The organism is Novosphingobium sp. 11B (assembly GCF_054589055.1).
In genome coordinates this window covers 5,601-22,837 of the sequence record NZ_BAAILP010000287.1, presented here as the reverse complement: position 1 = coordinate 22,837, position 17,237 = coordinate 5,601, and the positions used below count along the sequence as shown (strand labels likewise).

Genomic DNA, 17,237 nt, shown 5'->3' with positions numbered 1-17,237 from the left:
GGAGATCACGCCGGACGATCTCCGTATGATGTGTGGGAAAAGTGAAGGATCGCGGCGCTCCAGCCACAGCCGTCAATGTGCGCGATATCGTGAAGCTGATCTTTGCATTCGCCATCCTGCATGGCGAGAAGGTCGCCAACCCAGCGGATGAGGTTGGACCACGCGCCATAGGCGGCGCCCGGCGTCTGAAGCACCTCGCGAATGCCGGCGTCCTCGATATCCGCCACGTCCAGATCGACTGTAGCGGCGTTGACGGGGTTGGCCGACGGTGGATCGAAGCTGTGAAGGAAGGTTCTCGTCATAGGGCCAGCGCCCGCTTGAGGTCGTCATGCTCGAAGGCGCTGGCCATGCGGTTTATCTCAGCCGGTCTCGCGCCGACCGCCTTTGCAGTTTCGCGCCAAGTTGAGGTCACGGTCGCCACGTCCTTGATGACCGTGCGAGCCTGCGCCAACGTGAGGGCGAAGAACTCCGAGGCCTCTTCCAGAAGGTCGAGCGAGCAGGTGCCCTCATCGAGATCGATGTTGGTCGTCAGCACTCGCGCTTTGATATCGGTCGGCACGGGATTGAGGTCATACGCTGGGGACAGTGCCCATCCGGCCTTACCCAGCCAGAGGAAGCCGTGATTGCGCAGATGATCGTCGACATTTGAGATCAGCACATTGAAGACGACACGGCGATAAAGGGCGTGGGCATCGGTCTTCCCCTGCGCGCCATGCTCGGCCAGGGCGTCGACGATCTCCGGATAACTGCCGCGCTCGCCATCCTTGGCTCCCATCATCGCCATCGCCGACAGGAAGGGAATGCGGACCGCACCCTCTCGATCGAAGCGCCGCGACAGCATGACCTTCTTGCCGGCGACATCGATCAGTTCGTGGAGCGGCGTGGCGATGCCGGCTTGGCCCGCCAGTCGTAGGGCGATCTCCTCCCATGTCTCCATGCTGTAGTCGTCGGTCTCTTTGGGAAACTTGGCGATGGAGAGATGACCGTGCTGGTCCACGACCGAGGCCTTGGGCCGCGCTCCGCCAAGTGACGAGCCGGGCGCGAAGATGAGCTGGAGGTCGTCGTCGGTTTCCTCATCGCGCAGAATGCGTTCGGTGATCTGAAGCAGTCGGCCGAGTTCGATCAGGGCGGGCACGCCGGCGCGGATCGGCGCTTGGAATTGTTCTTCGCCGACCCAACGGAAGCGAAGCGCGCCAAGTCGGGTCTCGTCGGCGACGCCGAGCAGATAGCCGCTTTCGGCCAGACTGCGCACGGGGCGGCCATCGCGCTCGGCGCTGCGCCGCTCCGAGCGTTGCATGAGGCGGCGTCCCCAGGTGTCGGGCGCGGAATCGCCGATAGAGCCGAAGGTCGCCAGACCAGCGGGTGGCGCGAATGCCCCGCGCGTCAGGGCCAGAGCCGGCTCAAGCGAGAAGCGATCCGGGTCCTCAAGCCAGCCGCGATCATATTCGAACATGATGGTCTCGGCGCCACGGACGCGATTGCCCCGCGCCAACCCGATTGGGCGCGTGTGGCCATGAAGGTCGAGATGAACCTCGAAATCAGCCATCGCGCGACGCTCCGGTCGGCCGCTTCGGGTGGGCGTGCTTCGGCAAATCGGCGCTGGCCAATGCCTGGCCGACGCTGTCGTTGCCGATATCGGCGATCTGGCTCAATCCTTCCAGGAGACCGAGCGCCTGAAGGACGCCGGCATAGATACCGATGCTGACATTGGTATCGCCCGCCTCGATCTTTTGGAGCGTCGAACGCGACGTGAAGGCTCGCTCGGCCACAACTGACATCGGCAGCCGACGACGGCGACGGGCATCATGGATGTCCGCGCCAAGCTTGCGCAGCGCGCGCCTCACCGCGGCGGGCGGATTATGGGGTGTCGGCATTTGCTACCTTCGCACTACAGACTGGAGGGATGTGTAGCGCGAAGATTACAATTTTTCTATAGGGAACTGAGCCGATTGGTCCGTCGCCCGATTGGCAAAAAATGCCTATGACGGTATAGCCCAGAGAGGCGCGAATGCCGGCCAGAGTAACCTGGCGTAGAAACGGCGAATGACGCTGGGGACGAGCAGTTTGGACCCTGCAATTTCGCCGTCGGCGATAGATGGCGAAACCATTGAATTTGGCATATGGCCAAAAAGTCCAATGATTTCAAAAGCGCTGTTCTTTGTCGGTGTCGCTGACGGTATAGTTTTGGGCGAGAAATATTTTTTCCCTAAAAATCAATCGGTTAGGATGTTAGGAAATAATCGAGTGGGAGTAAGCGGCAAGCCCGGTCCGATCGGCTGGGGGTCGGCTTCCTGACCGGTCCTAGTGCGTGCAGACCTTGGGCCGGTTGGGGTCGACCTGCTTGAAGATGAGCAGCTTGCGTTCGAGCCAGGTCGCGGATTCCAGCGTCAGGCTGGCGGCCGTCGCCTGCTCGATCAACTGGCCGTCGTGAATATAGGTTACCCACTGGTCGGGATGACGGCGCAGGAATTCCTCGATCGAGAACAGCACGTTCATCCGGCCCTCGTTCGCCGTGCGGGTGAGCGAGGGGCTTGACGAGGCGACGACCTGCACCACGTCCCGCTGGTAGTCGAACAGATAGGGCGGGCGCGAGAACAGCAGGTGGTTGGTGGTGCCGCCTTCTGTGTGCAGGTTGCTGAACATGTTGATCGAACTTTCGGTCTTGAGCCCGAGGTAGGGTGACAGGCAACTGACGAAGTAGAGTACCGGGACGATCCAGTTCCATGCAGCATAAGGACTGCGACCGGCGGTTCCTCCGCGATAGGGCAGGTACAGCATCGCTGCGTAGATCATCGCGGTCATGGCCACGCCGCCGACCACTGCCCAGGTCAGGATGAAGATCGAGTGCAGCAGCATGAGCGCGGGGCGGCCCGGGTTCGCGAGCGCCAGCAGCAGCACGACCAGCGTGGCGATCGCCAGAAGCGCGGCTATCGGCGCCAGAATGCCGATGCGGCCGAACAGGCTGCGCAGCGGCTCCACGACATGACGGCAGGTGATCTCGTAGATCTTCGCGCTGGCCTCGCGCGGCATCGTCAGCATGTAGAGCGCGAAGACGAGGCTGGAGAAGTCCATGTACCAGCTGTAGGCCGAGATCGGAATGATATAGTGGAACACCAGCGCGCTGGTCAGGCCGATCGCGAACCACCGCTTCCAGAACAGCGCGACGATGGCGATGCCTTCGATCACGAACGTCGACCAGATCGCAAGGTAACGGCCGACGAGGTTGTCCTCCAGCCCGAACGGCTCGGCCAGCGGCTTGTAGAGACCAACCGCGCAACTGACGGTGGGATCGAGGAAGTCAGTATTTATCTTATGGAAGATCCCGTAGAAATACATCGTCGCGAGGATCAGTCGCGCCGGGGTGCGCAGGGACTCGTAAAGGCGCTCGCGGGTCAGTTTCCCCTGCGCGGCCAGCACTGTACCGCTGAGCAGGATGCACAAGTCGAACATCGTGGTGATCGTCTTGTTGTTGGATGCGACGGGCAGACGCAGTGCGTAGAGCAGGACTGTGCAGGCGGCGAGGGCGACGAAGGCGTAAGTCTTGCGCGGGAACAGGATCGTCATCACGCTGGTGGCCACGACCGACCATGCCAGCAGCATATAGAGCGCGCCTTCGCGCCCGGTCAGGCCCCAGGGATCGCCGACGATGCTGAACAGTGCCGCGACGCCCCAGCAAGGGGCTACGGCGGTCAGGCCGTCGAATGTGGGCGTTGCTGCGCCCTGCGATAGGCTGCGCCACGCGATCGGGCGGAAAAGCGGAGTGCCTGGTGCCGACGACATAAGTTTCCCCTCGGTGTCGTTAGGTGCCGGTCAGTCCCCGGCGGCAGGGGACTGTGCGATGCGCTTGCGCCCGCGCAGCCACAGGGTCGCCCTTCGCCCCGCCTTCAGCCAGGGATAGCTGAGCCGGGCAATGGAGGGGCGGGAAAAAAGCAGGGCATTCATGCGGTTGAACAGGCTGGAGGGCGACGCCAGCAGCGCCAGCGCATGCACAGCGTCGGAGCCGTGGTAAATCCGTTCGCGGTAGGAGAAGACCATGCCGTGGTCGAGGTCGAAGCCTTGCGCCGCGATCGCGGCCACGCGCGGGTCGTCGCTGCGCGCATCGACGAGTTCGACGGGGCCGACGCTGTCGCGCAGCCTGAGCATGCGCACGTAGTTCTGGCAGAAGATGCACTCGCCATCGTAGACGACCAGCGCCGGCACCTCGCCGCTCACGGGACGTCCTTGCCGAGTTTACCGGGAGGATCGCGGAACGATTCCCTCTCGCAGTCGCCGTAGAAGGCGCAGCCGGATACCACCGGGATATTGTGCAAGGCATCGACTATGCCCACGAGGGTCAAGATGACGCTTGCGTAGACGGCCGCGCGCTTGAGAGGCGTCAGGGCCTGCGGGTGGGTGGGGTCCTGCACGGCCCGAATCCTCCACGGTGACGAGATCGATTTGATCTCGGTACATGAGGAGGTTTTCAGACTTGGCGCGGCAGGACAACCGTATCGGAGTGGCTAACCCGTTCGGATAGTCGCTGCGATGCAGCAAAAACGAAGAAAACGGTCGGGGAAATCCCCGACCGCCTTCTTCGTGCGACCGCTCAGGCTCAGTTGGCCGATGCGACCTTCTTATAAGGGACGAAATCCTGCAGGCCGACGAAGCCATTCCACATGAAATTGGCATTGCGGTCATGCAGTTGCACGGTGTCGAGGCGGCACAGCTGCGAGGTGTACAGCCTGGTCACCATGACATCGTCATCGTCCAGCCGATCCACGTTGGTCGGCCGGTTGACATAAAGTGTACTGCCGACCCGGTAGACGATCGCGGTCTTGTCGATCACGGTCGTGTTCTGGGTCTGCGAATAGGGGATGCAACTCACCGGCTTGCCGGCTTCGCGCCCGTCTAGCATCTTGGCGAGCTGTTGCTCACCGGTCAGCTTGGTGCGGGCCTCGGCGGCAGGCATGGCGAGCAGCGAAGCGACAGCGAGTGTCGCGCAGATCGCAAGCGTCTTCATGGCCTTCTTCCTCAGTTAACGCACCCCGCGTTGATCTTGTGTGTAGCACGATTCGTCTGAACTTGGGCTGACTGTTTGCGCCCTTCGACAGGCTCAGGGTGAGCGGGAGTAATGTAATCCTCTCAAACCCGCTCAGGTTGAGCTTGTCGAAGCCCGGCGACCATACTTCGGCTCAGGCGGTGCCGCCCACCGTCAGTCCCTCGATCAGCAGGGTGGGCTGGCCGACACCGGCGGGCACGCTCTGGCCGCCCTTGCCGCACACGCCGACGCCGCGGTCGAGTTCGAGGTCGTTGCCGATGCCCTTGACCTTGGTGAGCACCGAGGGGCCGTCGCCGATCAGCGTCGCGCCCTTGATCGGAGCGCCCAGCTTGCCGTTCTCGACCATGTAGGCCTCGGTGCAGGAGAACACGAACTTGCCCGAGACGATGTCGACCTGGCCGCCGCCGAAGTTCTTGGCGAAGATGCCCTTCTTCATGCCAGCGAGCAGTTCTTCCGGATTGTCGTTGCCGGCCTTCATGAAAGTGTTGGTCATGCGCACCTGCGGGGCATGGGCGTAGTTCTCGCGGCGGCCGTTACCGGTGGGCTCGACGCCCATCAAGCGGGCGTTGAGGCGGTCCTGCATGTAGCCCTTGAGGATGCCGTCCTCGATAAGCACGGTCTCGCGCGTGGGGGTGCCCTCGTCGTCGATGGTGAGCGAGCCGCGGCGGTTCGGGATCGAGCCGTCATCGACGATGGTGACGCCGGGCGCCGCCACCCGCTCGCCGATGCGGCCGGAGAAGGCCGAGGTGCCCTTGCGGTTGAAGTCGCCTTCGAGCCCGTGACCGATCGCCTCGTGCAGGATCACGCCGGGCCAGCCGGGGCCGAGCAGCACGGGGAACTCACCGGCGGGGGCGTCGATGCTTTCGAGGTTCACCAGCGCGGTGGCGAGGGCGGTGTCGATGCCCTCATTCCAGTTCTCGGGCTTGAACAGGTCGTCGTAGAGGAAGCGGCCGCCCATGCCGAACGAGCCGGTTTCGCGCCGCCCGTTGCTCTCCGCCACGATCGAGACGTTGAGGCGCACCAGCGGGCGCACGTCGGTGGCGATGTAGCCATCGGGGCGGACGATCTCGACCACCGACCACGAGCCCGACAGGCTGGCGCTGACTTGCGCCACGCGCGGGTCGCGGGCGCGGGCGGCGGCGTCGATCATCTCCAGCAGGCGCACCTTCTCGGCGAAGGGCACGAGGTCGAGCGGGGAGACGTCGGTGTAAAGCTTGGCGTTGGTGCGCTGCGGGGCGGCCGGGCGGATGCCGGTGGCGGGATCGAGCAGGCGCAGCGTCTCGCCCGCGCGGCGGATGGCGGCGGCGGAAATCTCATTGGCATGGGCGAAGCCGGTCATCTCGCCCGAGACGCCGCGCAGGCCGAAGCCCGCGTCGCGCGAATAGTCGGCGGTCTTGAGGCGGCCGTCGTCGAAGCCGAACGCCTCGCTGGCGACGAACTGCATGAACAGTTCGCCATCCTCGCAGGACTTGAGCGTCTCGGCGGCGAGCGCCTGTGCCTCTTCGGGCGAGAGCTGGGTGTAGAGCAGCGAGCGCGGGTCGGTCATGGTCATGCCGCCGATATAGGCAGCATTATCCCCGCGCGAAAGACAAGAACCGCGAAGGGATCAGGCGGCCTGCTGGTTTGCCCCGTTGTCGGCAACCCCGCCCTTGAGCACGAAGCGGCGGTCGCAGTAGCCGCATTCGACATAGCCCTTCTCGTCGATTTCGAGCCAGACGCGGGGATGGCCGAGCGCGGCTCCGCCGGGAATGTCGGTGGCCCCGTCGCAGGAGACGCGGTGGGAATCGGTGAATACGGTTTCGGGCGCGTTGGTCATGGTGTCGCCGGATTACCAAGGGTTTGCGGCGATTTCCAGATGGAATGCGCGTGGGACGGGAAGGAAGGTCCACCCCCGCCCCCTCCCGCAAGCGAGAGGGGGGAAGAAAAGCGCTGGGCTACCCCTCCCGCTTGCGGGAGGGGAGCGAGACTTGGACCGCGGGTCCTAGTCGCAGCGGGGTGGGCTCTGTCAGGCCGCGACGGCCAGCGAACCCGCTTCCTCGATCGCGGCAGCGACCGACTTCGCGCGGGTGTCGGCGTCGATGGCGATGCCTTCGGCCAGCACGAAAGTCGGCTCGGTCACGCCGATGAAGCCGAGCACCGCGCGCAGGTAGCTCTCTGCGTGCTCGAAGGCGGCGGCAGGCTGGCCCTCGCCGTAGTAGCCGCCGCGGGCGAGCGCGACGTAGACCTTCTTGTCGCCGGCGAGGCCCACGGGGCCTTCGGCGGTATAGCGGAAGGTCTTGCCGGCGATGGCGATGCGGTCGATCCAGGCCTTGAGCTGGCTGGGGATCGAGAAGTTGTAGAATCCCGCGCCGATCACCACCACGTCGGCGTCGAGGAACTGCGCCAGTTCGGGCGTTCCCTCGGGGTTGCCGAGGACGTCGAGGGTCAGGTGCGCCAGCGGCTCGGCGGCGAGGTCGCGGTAGGTGACTTCGAGCGAGGGATCGGCCTTGGTCAGCGAGGATACGATGGCGGCGGAAATGGCGCGGCTGGCCGAATTGTCGCCGAGAATGCTGGAATCGAGGTGGAGAAGCTTCATGGGAGGGTGCCTCAGTCTGGAAATGTGACCAGGTCTAGCTATGTTGCTGGAATGATCGCGCCAAGAGCGCATATTTTCGGGACCTGGTACCATGAAGCTGACTACGTTCGACGAAGCTGACCGGCCTGCCGCCGCCCCGCAGGAAGCGATCGTCCACGACCCCAACGGCAAGGACTGCCGCCTCGTCGGCGACATTCTTGCACGGGTCGGGGACAAGTGGTCGATGCTGGTGGTGATGACGCTGCTCGAGGCGCCGCTGCACTTCAACGAGTTGAAGCGCGCGATCCGGGGCGTGTCGCAGCAGATGCTCTCGCGCAATCTGCGCGCGCTGGAGCGGGACGGACTGGTCGAGCGTACCGTCCATGTCGGTGTGCCGGTACGGGTGGAATATGCGCTGAGCGACCTTGGTCGGTCGCTCGCAGGCCCGGTGCAGGCGCTGGGCGCCTGGGCCGCCCGGGCACGTCCGGCGATCGAGGCGAGCCGCACCGCGTTCGACCGGGAGCACGATGCCCAATGAGGGTAAATCTTCAAGCCACCGGGATTTTCCGCTCCTCTACAAGCGCTTGACTGCCGTAACCGTTATGTCATCCTGCGATTGCTGCACCGCAAGGTAGCGGTGCCGGAAGGAGGTCTATGGCTGGTCGACCGGTTGGAGCTTCGTCGGATTTTCGTGGTCTTGTGGATTCTCAGGCTTCCGCGGATTTTCTCAGGCAGCTAGCGGGCTATGGCCTCACGACTGTCGAGATTCACTATTTCCTGCCCGACCATCCCCGCTTCCTGCAGCTTTTCGCCTTTCAGCAATACGACGTGGCACCGCGCTTTCCCGTGCTCAAGGGCTTCCTCGATTACTGGACGCGCGAGATTGAAGGTCCGCTTCATTCGGTGCGTATCGCCCACAATCACCTGATCGGGCCGCAGGAATGGCGTGCGGTGGACGGGATCATCTCGATCCACTGATAGACTGGCCATTGACGGGGTCTTGCTCCTGACATGCTGCGGGTGGATACCCGGCGCATCCGCAAGAGGAGACAGCCATGTCCAAGATCGCCGTCGTCGTCGGCAGCCTGCGCGCCGAATCGTTCAACCGCAAACTGGCCGAGGCGCTGATTCGCCTGCCTGCCGCCGAGGGGCATGATTTCACCTTCGCCGACATCGGCGCGCTGCCGCTCTACGATCAGGACGACGACGATGACCAGGCCGAAAGCGTCAAGGCGCTGAAGGCGCTGGTTTCAGGTTCGGACGGGGTGATGTTCGTGACGCCGGAATACAACCGCTCGATGCCGGGCGTACTCAAGAACGCGATCGACAATGCCTCGCGGCCTTATGGGCAGAGCGCCTGGGCGGGCAAGCCTGCGGGTGTGATCGGCGTGTCGGTTGGCGCGATCGGCACGGCGCTGGCGCAGCAGCACTTGCGCAACGTGCTGGCCTATCTCGATATGCCGACGCTGGGCGCGCCCGAGGCGTTCCTGCAGTGGAAGGAGGGCCTGCTGAACGAGGACGGCACCGTGGGCGCGCAGTCGGCGGACTTCCTTGGCGGCTGGATGACGGCTTTCCTGGACTACGTGGCCATTCACAGCGCCTGACAAGCGGACCCGGTCACAGGCAGCACTGTGGCCGGGCCCGCCGGGCGTCACGACGCGGGCGGCGTGGTAACGTCGATTTTGACGGTGCCGGTCGGTACGACCCGGAACAGTTCACCATCACCGTCGAGGATGTAGAGCGTGCCGTCCGCGTCGATGGCCATGCCTACCGGCCGGTCGATCGTGCCCGCGTCCGGCATGAAGTCCTCGCTGCGCAGTTCCAGTGCGGAGGCCTGCAGCGTGCCGGTGCCCGAAAGGCGGGCCAGCGGGATGGACCAGATCCGGCCGCCTTTGTCCGAAAAGACGTAGTGATTGGCGATGCCGGGGATCGACCCGGTATAGGCCACCCCGCCGACGATCCCGCGGCTCTGTCGCGGCTCCGTGCCGAGGGGGACGACCAGCGACGGGGTGACGAGCCCGGCCAGCCCGGCGCCTCCGGCCCGCTTCTCCTTCGTGCCTTCGAAATAGGGCCAGCCGAAATTCGGGGCGCCGAGGTCGGCCGTCAGGGAAAGTTCGTCGAAGTCGGTGCCGCCCCGGTCGGACACGATCATGCGGCCATCGGGCAGCGCCGCGACACCGGCAGGCGCGCGCAGGCCGCTGCCCGCCACCGTGCGGGTGTAGTAATCCATCGGGACCGATGCACCCGAATAAGGGTCGTAGCTCAAAGGGAAGGGAACGAAGCGCACCAGTTTGCCCAGCGGTGATGACGCATCCTGCGCGGAGGTGCCGTCCGGATCGCCGATCGCGACGTAAGCGTTGCCATCCGCGCCCTTGCCGATGGCGAGGTTGGCAGCTTGGCTGTCGGGAACGAGGTCTGCGAGAGAAAAATACGTGCAACTCAGGCAGGCGACCCAGGCGCGTCCGAACTGGGTTCCCAGGACGAAGATCGATTCGCGTGATCCCTCGGAACGGGCGCGGGCGATGCCCAGCAGAGAGACTGCCGAAATCGGCGACGTGATGTGGGGAAAGAAGGAATAATAGGTGGACTGCGCCCCGGTGCGACCGTCGATCCGCATGATCGCGTTGGCCCTGAGCGCCACCGCGACATTGCCGTCGACGCCGAGGCTGGCGATGCCGACCGGATCGGCGAGCCCGGTGGCGATCCGCTCGACACGAATGCCTTCCCGGTCGTTGGTGACGGTGATGGCGACGCCGAGCGTGCTGCTCGCCTTGCCGTCGCTGGCCTGCAGCGTGACGTGATAGACATTGTCGCCGTCGGCGTCGGCCGGCAGGTCGTAATTGGGCGCGGCGACGAAGCTGAGCGCCCCGCCCGATGCGATCGCGAAGGCCGCCGCGTCGGCCCCGCCGGAGATCGTGTAAGTGACCGCATCGCCCTGCGCATCGCTGGCGCTTGCCTGATAGGCGACGCCGGTCGTGTTTTCGGCGACAGTGCCTGTTGCAGCAGACGAGAAGGCGGGGGCGGTGTTGGCCGAACCCGTGCCGCCGCTACCGCCGCTGCCGCCACAAGCCGCGAGGGCGAGCGCCAGCATCGAAGTCGCGACGATCGTCATGCCGCGACGCGATGCGCCGCGGGTCATACCTGTTAACATTCTGTAATAGCCCCGTTTTTCGTAGTACCCGGTTAGAATATACTTTGGACAGGCAGGCAAGCACGGTCTGCTTGAGACAAATAAAGGACAAAAAAAGGCGCGCCGTTGCTCTGGCGCGCCTTTGGATGTCCGGGCCTGTCGCGGCCGGCGAGGTCAGCCGATGATGCCCACCGCCGTCCCGGCCCGCGTGAACATGCCGATGATCTGCTGGACCTGTTCGGCCGAATGCTCGGCGCAGAGCGAGCAGCGCAGCAGCGTCATGTTCGCAGGCGTCGCCGGCGGACGCGCGAGGTTCACGTAGAGGCCCTCGTGCAGCAGCGCTTCCCACATCATCGCGCCGCGCTCCAGATCGGGCATGATGACCGAGATGATCGCGCTCTGCGGTTCGGTGGTGCCGAGCTGGAAGCCCGCGTCGGTCAGGCCCTTGTGCAGCGTGCGCGAGCTGTCCCACAGGTGGGCGCGCTTGTCGGCGGCGGTCATCAGCTTGCGAATCGAGGTGGTCGCGGTGGCGACGACGCTCGGCGGCAGGCTGGCGGTGAACACGTAGGGGCGGCAGACCAGGCGCATGATCTCGAACTTGGGATGGTTCGAGACGCAGAAGCCGCCGACGGTGCCGACCGACTTGGAGAAGGTGCCGATCACGAAATCGACGTCATCGAGGCAGCCCTGCTCCTCGGCCACGCCGCGTCCGTTGGGGCCGATGAAGCCCATCGAGTGCGCCTCGTCGACCAGCACCATCGCGCCGTACTTCTTGGCGACCGCGATCATTGCCTTGAGCGGGGCGATATCGCCCAGCATCGAGTAGACGCCCTCGAGGATCACCAGCTTGCCGGCACCCTCGGGAATGCGCTTGAGGCGCTTTTCCATCGCCTCGATGTCGTTGTGCTTGAAGGGCACGACTTCGGCGTCGCCCATCTTGCAGCCGTCCCAGATCGAGGCGTGGCTGTCGATGTCGAGGACGATGTAATCGCCCTTGCCGGCGATGGTCGAGATGATCCCGAGGTTGGCCTGGTAGCCGGTCGAGAACACCATCGCGTGGTCCATGGCGTAGAAGTCGCAAAGCGCCTCTTCTACCGCCTTATGGCCTGCGTAGGTGCCGTTGAGTACCCGGCTGCCGGTCGTGCCGGAACCGAAGTCGTCGAGCGCCTGCTTGCCCGCCGCGATCACGTCGGGGTCGAAGGTCATGCCCATGTAGTTGTACGTGCCCAGCAGAATCGTTTCGCGCCCGTTGCACAGGGCGACGGTGGGGGAGATGACACGCTCCATGACCAGCCCGAACGGATCGGTCACGCCGGTGGCGAGCAGGTCGCTGCGCATCTTGATGAGCGGGTCGAACTTGCTGAAAAGATCGGTGCTTTCAACGGTCTCGGTCATCGCGTTCAGCCCTTGAGCTTGACCACGGCATCGACGAGCTGGCCGTAGTTCTCGATCTCGGCCTGGGCATTCATCGAGATGATGATGTCGAACTCGTCCTCGATGGCGGCGACGAAGTCCATCACCGTCAGGCTGTCGAATTCCAGGTCGTCGGTGAAACGGGTGGCATCGGTCACTTCGACGCCCTTCTTGTTGAAGGGCTCGATCAGCGCGGCGATGCGGGCCGAAGTCTCTGCGCGGTCCATGGGTATCTAACTCCGAAAGCGTCGGGCGGCTCTCTGGCCGGGAATTGCGGCGCAAAAGCGGCGCGGGTGTAACATGTCAAGGGCGCGCTTACAGCAGCGCCCGTACCGCCTGCATGAACGGGCCGATCGAGACCGGCTTCGCCAGATAGCCTTCGGCGCCTGCCTCGCGGATGCGTTCCTCGTCGCCCTTGCCGGCGTAAGCGGTCACCGCGAGTACGGGAATCGTGCGCAGGACGGGGTCCTTCTTCGCCGCCTCGATCAGGTCCAACCCTGAGACATTGGGTAGCTGGATGTCCATGATGACGAGATTCGGCACGAATTGCCGCGCCTTGTCGAGCGCATCGAGGCCATCGGCGCACGGCTCCACCGCGTAGCCCTGACTGCGGAGCACATCGCAAAACAGCTTCCGGTTGAGATCGTTGTCCTCGACAACGAGGATTCGCTTTGCCATTCGACGCCCTGATGACCATCTGGGGTAATATACCCCGTCTATTCCGTCCGAGTGAGACTGACAATTCTTCGAGAGCCCTCATCCCCATCCGATCCGCAGGCGCTGGCCCTGAACGCCCTCGGCTGGGTGCTGAGCGATCAGGACCGTGCCGAGCGTTTCCTGTCGCTCACCGGCCTGACGCCGGAGGAACTGCGCGCCTCGCTGGGTGAGCCCTCCACGCTGGGTGCGGTGATGGATTTCCTGTGCGCGCACGAGCCGGACCTGCTGGGCGCGGCCGACGCGCTGGGCGTTCAGCCCGAGACGCTGGTTGCCGCACAAAGGAAGCTGGGCGCATGACAAAACCGCTGCTCATCACCGACTGCGACGAAGTGCTGCTCCACATGATAAAGCACTTCCGCGACTGGCTGGCCGAGGAAGAAGGCGTCCATTTCGATATCGAGAACGGCGAGTTCTACAAGTCGATGCGCCGGATCGGCAGCGACACGCCGCTGGAACAGGCGGAGATGTGGACGCTGCTCAACGGCTTCTTCGATTCGCAGATGCACCGCCAGACGCCGATCGAAGGCGCCGTCGATGCGATCGCCGCGATCCGCGAGCACGCCGACGTGGTGGTCCTCACCAACCTCATGGATTTCCGCCGCGAGGCGCGCGAGGCGCAGCTGATCGAACACGGCATGCCGCTGCGCGTCTTCACCAATCAGGGACCGAAAGGCCCGGCGCTCCAGGCGATCCTCGACGAGTACCAGCCCAGCCGTGCGGTCTTCATCGACGACCTGTCGCAGCATCATGGCTCGGTCTTCGAGGTTTCCCCCCATGTTCGCCGACTGCACTTGTGCGGTGAACCGAAGATCGCCCCCAACATCAAGTGCGCTCTCCAGCTCGGCCACGCCCACGCGCGGATCGATGACTGGAAGACCGCGCTCCCCTGGCTGCTGACCAATCTTACGGCCCCCAGCCTGACCCGCGAAGAAGAGGAATTCCATGAGCAAGATTGATGACCGTCTCGCCGAACTCGGCCTGACCCTGCCTGCGGCGGCGGCCCCGGTTGCCGCGTACGTTGCCGTGGTCGAGGCGGGTGGCCTGGCCCACGTTTCCGGCCAGTTGCCTTTCGTCGATGGCAAGCTCGTCACCGGCCGTCTGGGCGAGGATGTCTCCATCGAGGCGGGCACCGAAGCAGCACAGGCCTGCGGCGTGATGATCCTGGCGCAGCTGAAAGCCGCGCTCGGCTCGCTCGACCGGGTGGAGCGGATCGTCAAGCTGGGCGGTTTCGTCAATTCCACCGGCGATTTCACCGACCAGCCCAAGGTCATCAACGGCGCCTCCGAGCTGATGGTCGCGGTGTTCGGCGATGCCGGCAAGCATGCGCGCAGCGCGGTCGGCGTGCCGGTGCTGCCGCTGGGCGCCGCCGTCGAAGTGGACGCCATCGTTGCCGTTCGCCCTGCTTGATCGCTGGCGTGCGCCTGCACCCGATCCGCGCAAGGTCGCGTGGATCGGGGCGCAGGACTATGCCCATCGGGGGCTACACGGCAGCGGCGTGCCGGAAAACTCGCGCGCGGCCTTCGCCAGGGCCATCGCGGCAGGCAACGGCATCGAACTGGACGTGCAGCGTTCCGGCGATGGGCAACCGGTCGTCTTCCATGACGATACGCTCGATCGCCTGACCGGCGAGAGCGGCCCCACCGAGCGCCGCAGCGCGGCGCAGCTGGGCACCATAACTTTGACGGGCACGGCAGAGACCATCCCGACCCTGCGGCAGGTTCTGGCGCAAGTCGGCGGCAAGGTCCCGGTGCTCATCGAGATCAAGTCCGACCGCAAGGTTCGCATCGCCGCGCTGTGCCTGGCGGTGCGCCGGGTGCTGGAGGGTTATACCGGCAACCACGCGGTCATGAGCTTCGACCCGCGCGTATCGCGCTGGTACTGGCGCCATTCGCCGCACACGGTGCGCGGCCTCATCGTTTCCGAGGGCGAGGACCGGGCGCTGCCCGGCAAGATCCGCCGCCGCCTGTCGCTGTGGCATGCCCGGCCCGATTTCCTCGCCTACGACGTGCGCGATCTGCCGAGCCGCTTCGCTGCCGCGCAGCGAGGCCGGGGCCTCCCCGTCGCGACCTGGACCGTGCGCGAGCCCGAGCACGACGAGCGCGCCGCCGCTTACGCCGACGCGGCCATTTTTGAGATTCGCGAAGGGGACGCGTGAGCGAGGGCGCCTTCACCGCCCGTCTGCTCGGCGCCGTGGGTGATCTGCCCGCCGATCAGTGGGATGCGCTGACCGATGGGGCGAATCCCTTCGTCGCTCACGCCTTCCTCACTGCGATGGAGGAATCGGGCAGCGTCGGCGGCCGCAGCGGCTGGACGCCATTACCGCTGGTGATCGACGGTCCTGACGGCAGCCTCGCCGCCGCGCTTCCGGCCTACCTGAAGGAGCACTCGCAGGGCGAGTACGTCTTCGACCATGCCTGGGCCGATGCCTGGCACCGGGCCGGCGGCTCGTACTATCCGAAGCTGCAGATTGCGGTGCCTTTCACCCCGGCCACCGGCCCGCGCCTGCTGACACCGCATCCCGAACTCATGCTGCCGCTACTGCGCGCGGCGGAGACGCTGTGCCGTGACAATGGCCTCTCCTCCGCCCACGCGACCTTCATCGAACCGGCGCAGGTCCCCGTGTTCCAGAAGGCCGGATGGCTGCTGCGCGAGGACATTCAGTTTCATTGGGAGAATCGCGGCTACGCGACTTTCGACGATTTCCTCGGGCAACTGTCGTCCCGCAAGCGCAAGGACCTGCGCAAGGAGCGCGAGAAAGCGCAGGAGGGCGTCGAGATTCGCGCTCTGTCAGGCGATGAGATCACCGAGACGCACTGGGAAGCGTTCTGGGATTTCTACCAGGACACCGGCGCGCGCAAATGGGGCCGTCCCTATCTCACGCGTGAGGCGTTCAGCCTGCTGGGCGAGACGATGGCCGATCGCATCCTGATGGTGCTGGCCTTCATCGACGGGCAGCCCGTCGCCGGCGCGCTGAACTTCATCGGCGATGAGGCGCTGTACGGACGCTACTGGGGCGCCGTCGTCGACAAGCCGTTCCTGCACTTCGAACTGTGCTACTATCAGGCGATCGATGCCGCGATCCGGCTGGGCCTGGGCCGTGTCGAAGCGGGCGCGCAGGGCGGGCACAAGCTGGCGCGAGGATACGAGCCGGTGCGCACGATCTCGGCGCACTACATCGTCCATGATGGTCTGCGGGCCGCGATTGCCGACTATCTCGAGCAGGAGCGGGCAGGGATCGCCATCGACCAGCTCCGGCTAGGCGGGCATTCGCCCTTCCGCAAGGCCTAGCTCAGGCAGCCTTGCGGACCGTCGCGCCCAGCCACTGGCGCGCGCGGCGCTGGGCTTCGGCGATTTCACGGGCTGTCATGTCGTCGGCGACTTCAGCGCGGCAGACGGTGGCTTCCTCGTGCCCGCCCACGGCGGCGAGGTTGAACCACTTGTGCGCTTCGATGAGGTCGCAAGGGGCGCCGTGGCTGCCGGTCGAGAATGCGACACCGAGATCGAAATAAGCCGAAGCATCGCCCTGCGCGGCGGCGGACAGCGCCTCGGCGATGACCATGTCGCCTGCGAAGTCGTTCGCGGCGGCCGGCGTGGCGAGATCCTGGTTAATCCAGACAGTTTCCATCGTAATCCCCGTGCCTTCAAAAAGGGTTGTGACCGCGTGGACCTCAATCGTTTGCAAATGGCCCCTGCGTTCGATTTGGCCAATCTGTCCGACGGCGATCAAGAAATGGTTAACGGCGACTGCGAGCAGGTCCCGCCTGCGGATTAACTTTGTGTCACCCGGAGACGGCGTTAAGAATTTTGTGGATCGCCACGGATATACGCTTGTGCGGTCAAGAGTGCGGAATTATAGGCCGCCTCAACTGCGGATCGTTGTACGGTTACCGGAAAAAATTCGGGGCTGCAGGGCGTTGGCGATCTGTGGAAGCACTGCGGAGTTTCTCTGGATGGCAACGGCCCTAGCTGACGAAATTGATGTACTCGCCAAGGCAAAGCGTGCAATTGGCGGCGCCTACATTTCCGAACCTGACGAAGAATACATGAATGAGGCACAGCAGGATTATTTCCGGCGGCTGCTTCTGGCATGGAAAAAGTCGATCCTCGATGCGGCAGCAGGCACGCTGCAGCAGTTGCAGGACGGCCCGATTCGCGAACCCGACCTCAACGATCGTGCCTCGAGCGAGACCGACTGGGGTATCGAACTGCGCACCCGCGACCGCCAGCGCAAGCTGATCGCCAAGATCGATTCGGCCATGCGCCGCATCGAGGAAGGCGAATACGGCTACTGCGAGGTCACCGGCGAGCCGATCGGCCTCGGTCGTCTCGAAGCGCGTCCGATCGCGACCATGACCGTCGAGGCGCAGGAAGCGCACGAGCGCCGC

25 protein-coding genes are annotated in these 17,237 nt (G+C 64.8%); 10 read left to right on the top strand and 15 right to left on the bottom strand.

Annotated features, from left to right (window positions below; translation table 11 throughout):
- Nucleotides 1-5: 5 nt before the first annotated feature.
- The 3 genes from ACYPYD_RS24695 to ACYPYD_RS24685 are packed head-to-tail and all read right to left on the bottom strand — an operon-like array spanning nt 6 to nt 1,874.
- Nucleotides 6-302 carry a hypothetical protein gene (locus ACYPYD_RS24695; RefSeq protein WP_459666130.1) on the bottom strand — a complete coding sequence of 99 codons (297 nt, stop codon included), beginning with the start codon at nt 300-302 and terminating at the stop codon, nt 6-8.
- Nucleotides 299-1,546: a type II toxin-antitoxin system HipA family toxin gene (locus ACYPYD_RS24690; protein WP_459666090.1), complete on the bottom strand. Its 1,248-nt coding sequence runs from the start codon at nt 1,544-1,546 to the stop codon at nt 299-301. The genes ACYPYD_RS24695 and ACYPYD_RS24690 overlap by 4 nt, the downstream gene beginning before the upstream one ends.
- Nucleotides 1,539-1,874: a helix-turn-helix domain-containing protein gene (locus ACYPYD_RS24685; protein ID WP_008827759.1), complete on the bottom strand. Its 336-nt coding sequence runs from the start codon at nt 1,872-1,874 to the stop codon at nt 1,539-1,541. Before ACYPYD_RS24685 ends, ACYPYD_RS24690 begins: the two co-directional genes overlap by 8 nt.
- Nucleotides 1,875-2,043: 169 nt before the next feature.
- On the opposite strand from ACYPYD_RS24685, the gene ACYPYD_RS24680 reads away from it, so the two are divergent.
- Nucleotides 2,044-2,295 carry a hypothetical protein gene (locus ACYPYD_RS24680; RefSeq protein WP_459666087.1) on the top strand — a complete coding sequence of 84 codons (252 nt, stop codon included), beginning with the start codon at nt 2,044-2,046 and terminating at the stop codon, nt 2,293-2,295.
- Between the two features lie 6 nt (nt 2,296-2,301).
- Here the strand turns inward: ACYPYD_RS24680 and ACYPYD_RS24675 are convergent, their stop codons facing one another.
- The 7 genes from ACYPYD_RS24675 to ACYPYD_RS24645 all read right to left on the bottom strand — a co-directional run bounded on the left by ACYPYD_RS24675 (nt 2,302) and on the right by ACYPYD_RS24645 (nt 7,613).
- Nucleotides 2,302-3,780 carry a thiol-disulfide oxidoreductase gene (locus tag ACYPYD_RS24675; RefSeq protein ID WP_459666084.1) on the bottom strand — a complete coding sequence of 493 codons (1,479 nt, stop codon included), beginning with the start codon at nt 3,778-3,780 and terminating at the stop codon, nt 2,302-2,304.
- A 30-nt stretch (nt 3,781-3,810) separates the two neighbouring features.
- Nucleotides 3,811-4,212: a thiol-disulfide oxidoreductase DCC family protein gene (locus ACYPYD_RS24670; protein ID WP_459666081.1), complete on the bottom strand. Its 402-nt coding sequence runs from the start codon at nt 4,210-4,212 to the stop codon at nt 3,811-3,813.
- Nucleotides 4,209-4,406: a hypothetical protein gene (locus ACYPYD_RS24665; RefSeq protein ID WP_008827762.1), complete on the bottom strand. Its 198-nt coding sequence runs from the start codon at nt 4,404-4,406 to the stop codon at nt 4,209-4,211. The genes ACYPYD_RS24670 and ACYPYD_RS24665 overlap by 4 nt, the downstream gene beginning before the upstream one ends.
- A 185-nt stretch (nt 4,407-4,591) precedes the next feature.
- Nucleotides 4,592-4,999: a hypothetical protein gene (locus ACYPYD_RS24660; protein WP_008827763.1), complete on the bottom strand. Its 408-nt coding sequence runs from the start codon at nt 4,997-4,999 to the stop codon at nt 4,592-4,594.
- Between the two features lie 172 nt (nt 5,000-5,171).
- Nucleotides 5,172-6,590, bottom strand: a complete 1,419-nt coding sequence (tldD, locus tag ACYPYD_RS24655; protein ID WP_008827764.1) for a metalloprotease TldD — start codon at nt 6,588-6,590, stop codon at nt 5,172-5,174.
- A 54-nt stretch (nt 6,591-6,644) separates the two neighbouring features.
- Complete coding sequence (locus ACYPYD_RS24650; protein ID WP_459666078.1) at nt 6,645-6,854, bottom strand: zinc-finger domain-containing protein; 210 nt, start codon at nt 6,852-6,854, stop codon at nt 6,645-6,647.
- Between the two features lie 189 nt (nt 6,855-7,043).
- On the bottom strand, nt 7,044-7,613 hold the full coding sequence (locus tag ACYPYD_RS24645; RefSeq protein ID WP_036526860.1) for an FMN-dependent NADH-azoreductase: 570 nt from the start codon (nt 7,611-7,613) through the stop codon (nt 7,044-7,046).
- Between the two features lie 91 nt (nt 7,614-7,704).
- Here ACYPYD_RS24645 and ACYPYD_RS24640 point away from each other — a divergent pair, with 91 nt between their 5' ends.
- The 3 genes from ACYPYD_RS24640 to ACYPYD_RS24630 all read left to right on the top strand — a co-directional run bounded on the left by ACYPYD_RS24640 (nt 7,705) and on the right by ACYPYD_RS24630 (nt 9,196).
- Nucleotides 7,705-8,130, top strand: coding sequence for a winged helix-turn-helix transcriptional regulator (locus ACYPYD_RS24640; RefSeq protein WP_008827767.1), 426 nt, complete (start codon nt 7,705-7,707; stop codon nt 8,128-8,130).
- 116 nt (nt 8,131-8,246) lie between these two features.
- Complete coding sequence (locus tag ACYPYD_RS24635; RefSeq protein ID WP_202196460.1) at nt 8,247-8,570, top strand: usg protein; 324 nt, start codon at nt 8,247-8,249, stop codon at nt 8,568-8,570.
- Nucleotides 8,571-8,647: 77 nt separating this feature from the next.
- Complete coding sequence (locus ACYPYD_RS24630) at nt 8,648-9,196, top strand: NADPH-dependent FMN reductase (protein WP_069708364.1); 549 nt, start codon at nt 8,648-8,650, stop codon at nt 9,194-9,196.
- Nucleotides 9,197-9,243: 47 nt separating this feature from the next.
- Here the strand turns inward: ACYPYD_RS24630 and ACYPYD_RS24625 are convergent, their stop codons facing one another.
- From ACYPYD_RS24625 to ACYPYD_RS24610, 4 genes are all read right to left on the bottom strand, one after another.
- On the bottom strand, nt 9,244-10,731 hold the full coding sequence (locus ACYPYD_RS24625; RefSeq protein ID WP_459666075.1) for a PQQ-dependent sugar dehydrogenase: 1,488 nt from the start codon (nt 10,729-10,731) through the stop codon (nt 9,244-9,246).
- Between the two features lie 165 nt (nt 10,732-10,896).
- Nucleotides 10,897-12,117 (bottom strand): serine palmitoyltransferase, encoded by a 1,221-nt coding sequence (gene spt, locus ACYPYD_RS24620; RefSeq protein WP_459666072.1) that lies wholly within the window; start codon nt 12,115-12,117, stop codon nt 10,897-10,899.
- A 5-nt stretch (nt 12,118-12,122) separates the two neighbouring features.
- A complete protein-coding gene (locus ACYPYD_RS24615; protein ID WP_008827771.1) occupies nt 12,123-12,362 on the bottom strand; it encodes an acyl carrier protein in 240 nt (79 codons plus the stop codon).
- A gap of 88 nt (nt 12,363-12,450) precedes the next feature.
- Entirely contained in the window at nt 12,451-12,813 is a 363-nt protein-coding gene (locus ACYPYD_RS24610) for a response regulator (protein WP_008827772.1), read from the bottom strand.
- A 51-nt stretch (nt 12,814-12,864) separates the two neighbouring features.
- Here ACYPYD_RS24610 and ACYPYD_RS24605 point away from each other — a divergent pair, with 51 nt between their 5' ends.
- Genes ACYPYD_RS24605 through ACYPYD_RS24585 form a run of 5 tightly spaced genes read left to right on the top strand, consistent with a single transcriptional unit; the run spans nt 12,865 to nt 16,140 of the window.
- On the top strand, nt 12,865-13,149 hold the full coding sequence (locus ACYPYD_RS24605) for a DUF3572 domain-containing protein (protein WP_289357446.1): 285 nt from the start codon (nt 12,865-12,867) through the stop codon (nt 13,147-13,149).
- Nucleotides 13,146-13,808 carry an HAD family hydrolase gene (locus ACYPYD_RS24600; protein ID WP_008827774.1) on the top strand — a complete coding sequence of 221 codons (663 nt, stop codon included), beginning with the start codon at nt 13,146-13,148 and terminating at the stop codon, nt 13,806-13,808. Before ACYPYD_RS24605 ends, ACYPYD_RS24600 begins: the two co-directional genes overlap by 4 nt.
- Nucleotides 13,795-14,259 carry a RidA family protein gene (locus ACYPYD_RS24595; RefSeq protein ID WP_008827775.1) on the top strand — a complete coding sequence of 155 codons (465 nt, stop codon included), beginning with the start codon at nt 13,795-13,797 and terminating at the stop codon, nt 14,257-14,259. The genes ACYPYD_RS24600 and ACYPYD_RS24595 overlap by 14 nt, the downstream gene beginning before the upstream one ends.
- Nucleotides 14,240-15,007 carry a glycerophosphodiester phosphodiesterase family protein gene (locus tag ACYPYD_RS24590; protein WP_459666069.1) on the top strand — a complete coding sequence of 256 codons (768 nt, stop codon included), beginning with the start codon at nt 14,240-14,242 and terminating at the stop codon, nt 15,005-15,007. The genes ACYPYD_RS24595 and ACYPYD_RS24590 overlap by 20 nt, the downstream gene beginning before the upstream one ends.
- The gene (locus ACYPYD_RS24585; RefSeq protein WP_008827777.1) at nt 15,004-16,140 is read left to right on the top strand and encodes a GNAT family N-acetyltransferase; all 1,137 of its coding nucleotides are present in this window, start codon (nt 15,004-15,006) and stop codon (nt 16,138-16,140) included. The genes ACYPYD_RS24590 and ACYPYD_RS24585 overlap by 4 nt, the downstream gene beginning before the upstream one ends.
- Nucleotide 16,141: 1 nt before the next feature.
- Here ACYPYD_RS24585 and ACYPYD_RS24580 read toward each other — a convergent pair whose 3' ends face one another.
- Nucleotides 16,142-16,477, bottom strand: coding sequence for an SEL1-like repeat protein (locus tag ACYPYD_RS24580; protein WP_008827778.1), 336 nt, complete (start codon nt 16,475-16,477; stop codon nt 16,142-16,144).
- Between the two features lie 325 nt (nt 16,478-16,802).
- On the opposite strand from ACYPYD_RS24580, the gene dksA reads away from it, so the two are divergent.
- The coding region (gene dksA / locus ACYPYD_RS24575) for an RNA polymerase-binding protein DksA (RefSeq protein ID WP_459666066.1) at nt 16,803-17,237 on the top strand (435 nt) is incomplete at its 3' end.

Excerpts from the sequence above, each read along its gene's own strand:
- ACYPYD_RS24695 (WP_459666130.1), bottom strand. The coding sequence starts at position 302 with ATGACGAGAACCTTCCTTCACAGCTTCGATCCACCGTCGGCCAACCCC.
- ACYPYD_RS24690 (WP_459666090.1), bottom strand. The coding sequence starts at position 1,546 with ATGGCTGATTTCGAGGTTCATCTCGACCTTCATGGCCACACGCGCCCA.
- ACYPYD_RS24685 (WP_008827759.1), bottom strand. The coding sequence starts at position 1,874 with ATGCCGACACCCCATAATCCGCCCGCCGCGGTGAGGCGCGCGCTGCGC.
- ACYPYD_RS24680 (WP_459666087.1), top strand. The coding sequence starts at position 2,044 with ATGACGCTGGGGACGAGCAGTTTGGACCCTGCAATTTCGCCGTCGGCG.
- ACYPYD_RS24675 (WP_459666084.1), bottom strand. The coding sequence starts at position 3,780 with ATGTCGTCGGCACCAGGCACTCCGCTTTTCCGCCCGATCGCGTGGCGC.
- ACYPYD_RS24660 (WP_008827763.1), bottom strand. The coding sequence starts at position 4,999 with ATGAAGACGCTTGCGATCTGCGCGACACTCGCTGTCGCTTCGCTGCTC.
- tldD (WP_008827764.1), bottom strand. The coding sequence starts at position 6,590 with ATGACCATGACCGACCCGCGCTCGCTGCTCTACACCCAGCTCTCGCCC.
- ACYPYD_RS24650 (WP_459666078.1), bottom strand. The coding sequence starts at position 6,854 with ATGACCAACGCGCCCGAAACCGTATTCACCGATTCCCACCGCGTCTCC.
- ACYPYD_RS24645 (WP_036526860.1), bottom strand. The coding sequence starts at position 7,613 with ATGAAGCTTCTCCACCTCGATTCCAGCATTCTCGGCGACAATTCGGCC.
- ACYPYD_RS24640 (WP_008827767.1), top strand. The coding sequence starts at position 7,705 with ATGAAGCTGACTACGTTCGACGAAGCTGACCGGCCTGCCGCCGCCCCG.
- ACYPYD_RS24635 (WP_202196460.1), top strand. The coding sequence starts at position 8,247 with ATGGCTGGTCGACCGGTTGGAGCTTCGTCGGATTTTCGTGGTCTTGTG.
- ACYPYD_RS24630 (WP_069708364.1), top strand. The coding sequence starts at position 8,648 with ATGTCCAAGATCGCCGTCGTCGTCGGCAGCCTGCGCGCCGAATCGTTC.
- ACYPYD_RS24625 (WP_459666075.1), bottom strand. The coding sequence starts at position 10,731 with ATGACCCGCGGCGCATCGCGTCGCGGCATGACGATCGTCGCGACTTCG.
- spt (WP_459666072.1), bottom strand. The coding sequence starts at position 12,117 with ATGACCGAGACCGTTGAAAGCACCGATCTTTTCAGCAAGTTCGACCCG.
- ACYPYD_RS24615 (WP_008827771.1), bottom strand. The coding sequence starts at position 12,362 with ATGGACCGCGCAGAGACTTCGGCCCGCATCGCCGCGCTGATCGAGCCC.
- ACYPYD_RS24610 (WP_008827772.1), bottom strand. The coding sequence starts at position 12,813 with ATGGCAAAGCGAATCCTCGTTGTCGAGGACAACGATCTCAACCGGAAG.
- ACYPYD_RS24600 (WP_008827774.1), top strand. The coding sequence starts at position 13,146 with ATGACAAAACCGCTGCTCATCACCGACTGCGACGAAGTGCTGCTCCAC.
- ACYPYD_RS24595 (WP_008827775.1), top strand. The coding sequence starts at position 13,795 with ATGAGCAAGATTGATGACCGTCTCGCCGAACTCGGCCTGACCCTGCCT.
- ACYPYD_RS24580 (WP_008827778.1), bottom strand. The coding sequence starts at position 16,477 with ATGGAAACTGTCTGGATTAACCAGGATCTCGCCACGCCGGCCGCCGCG.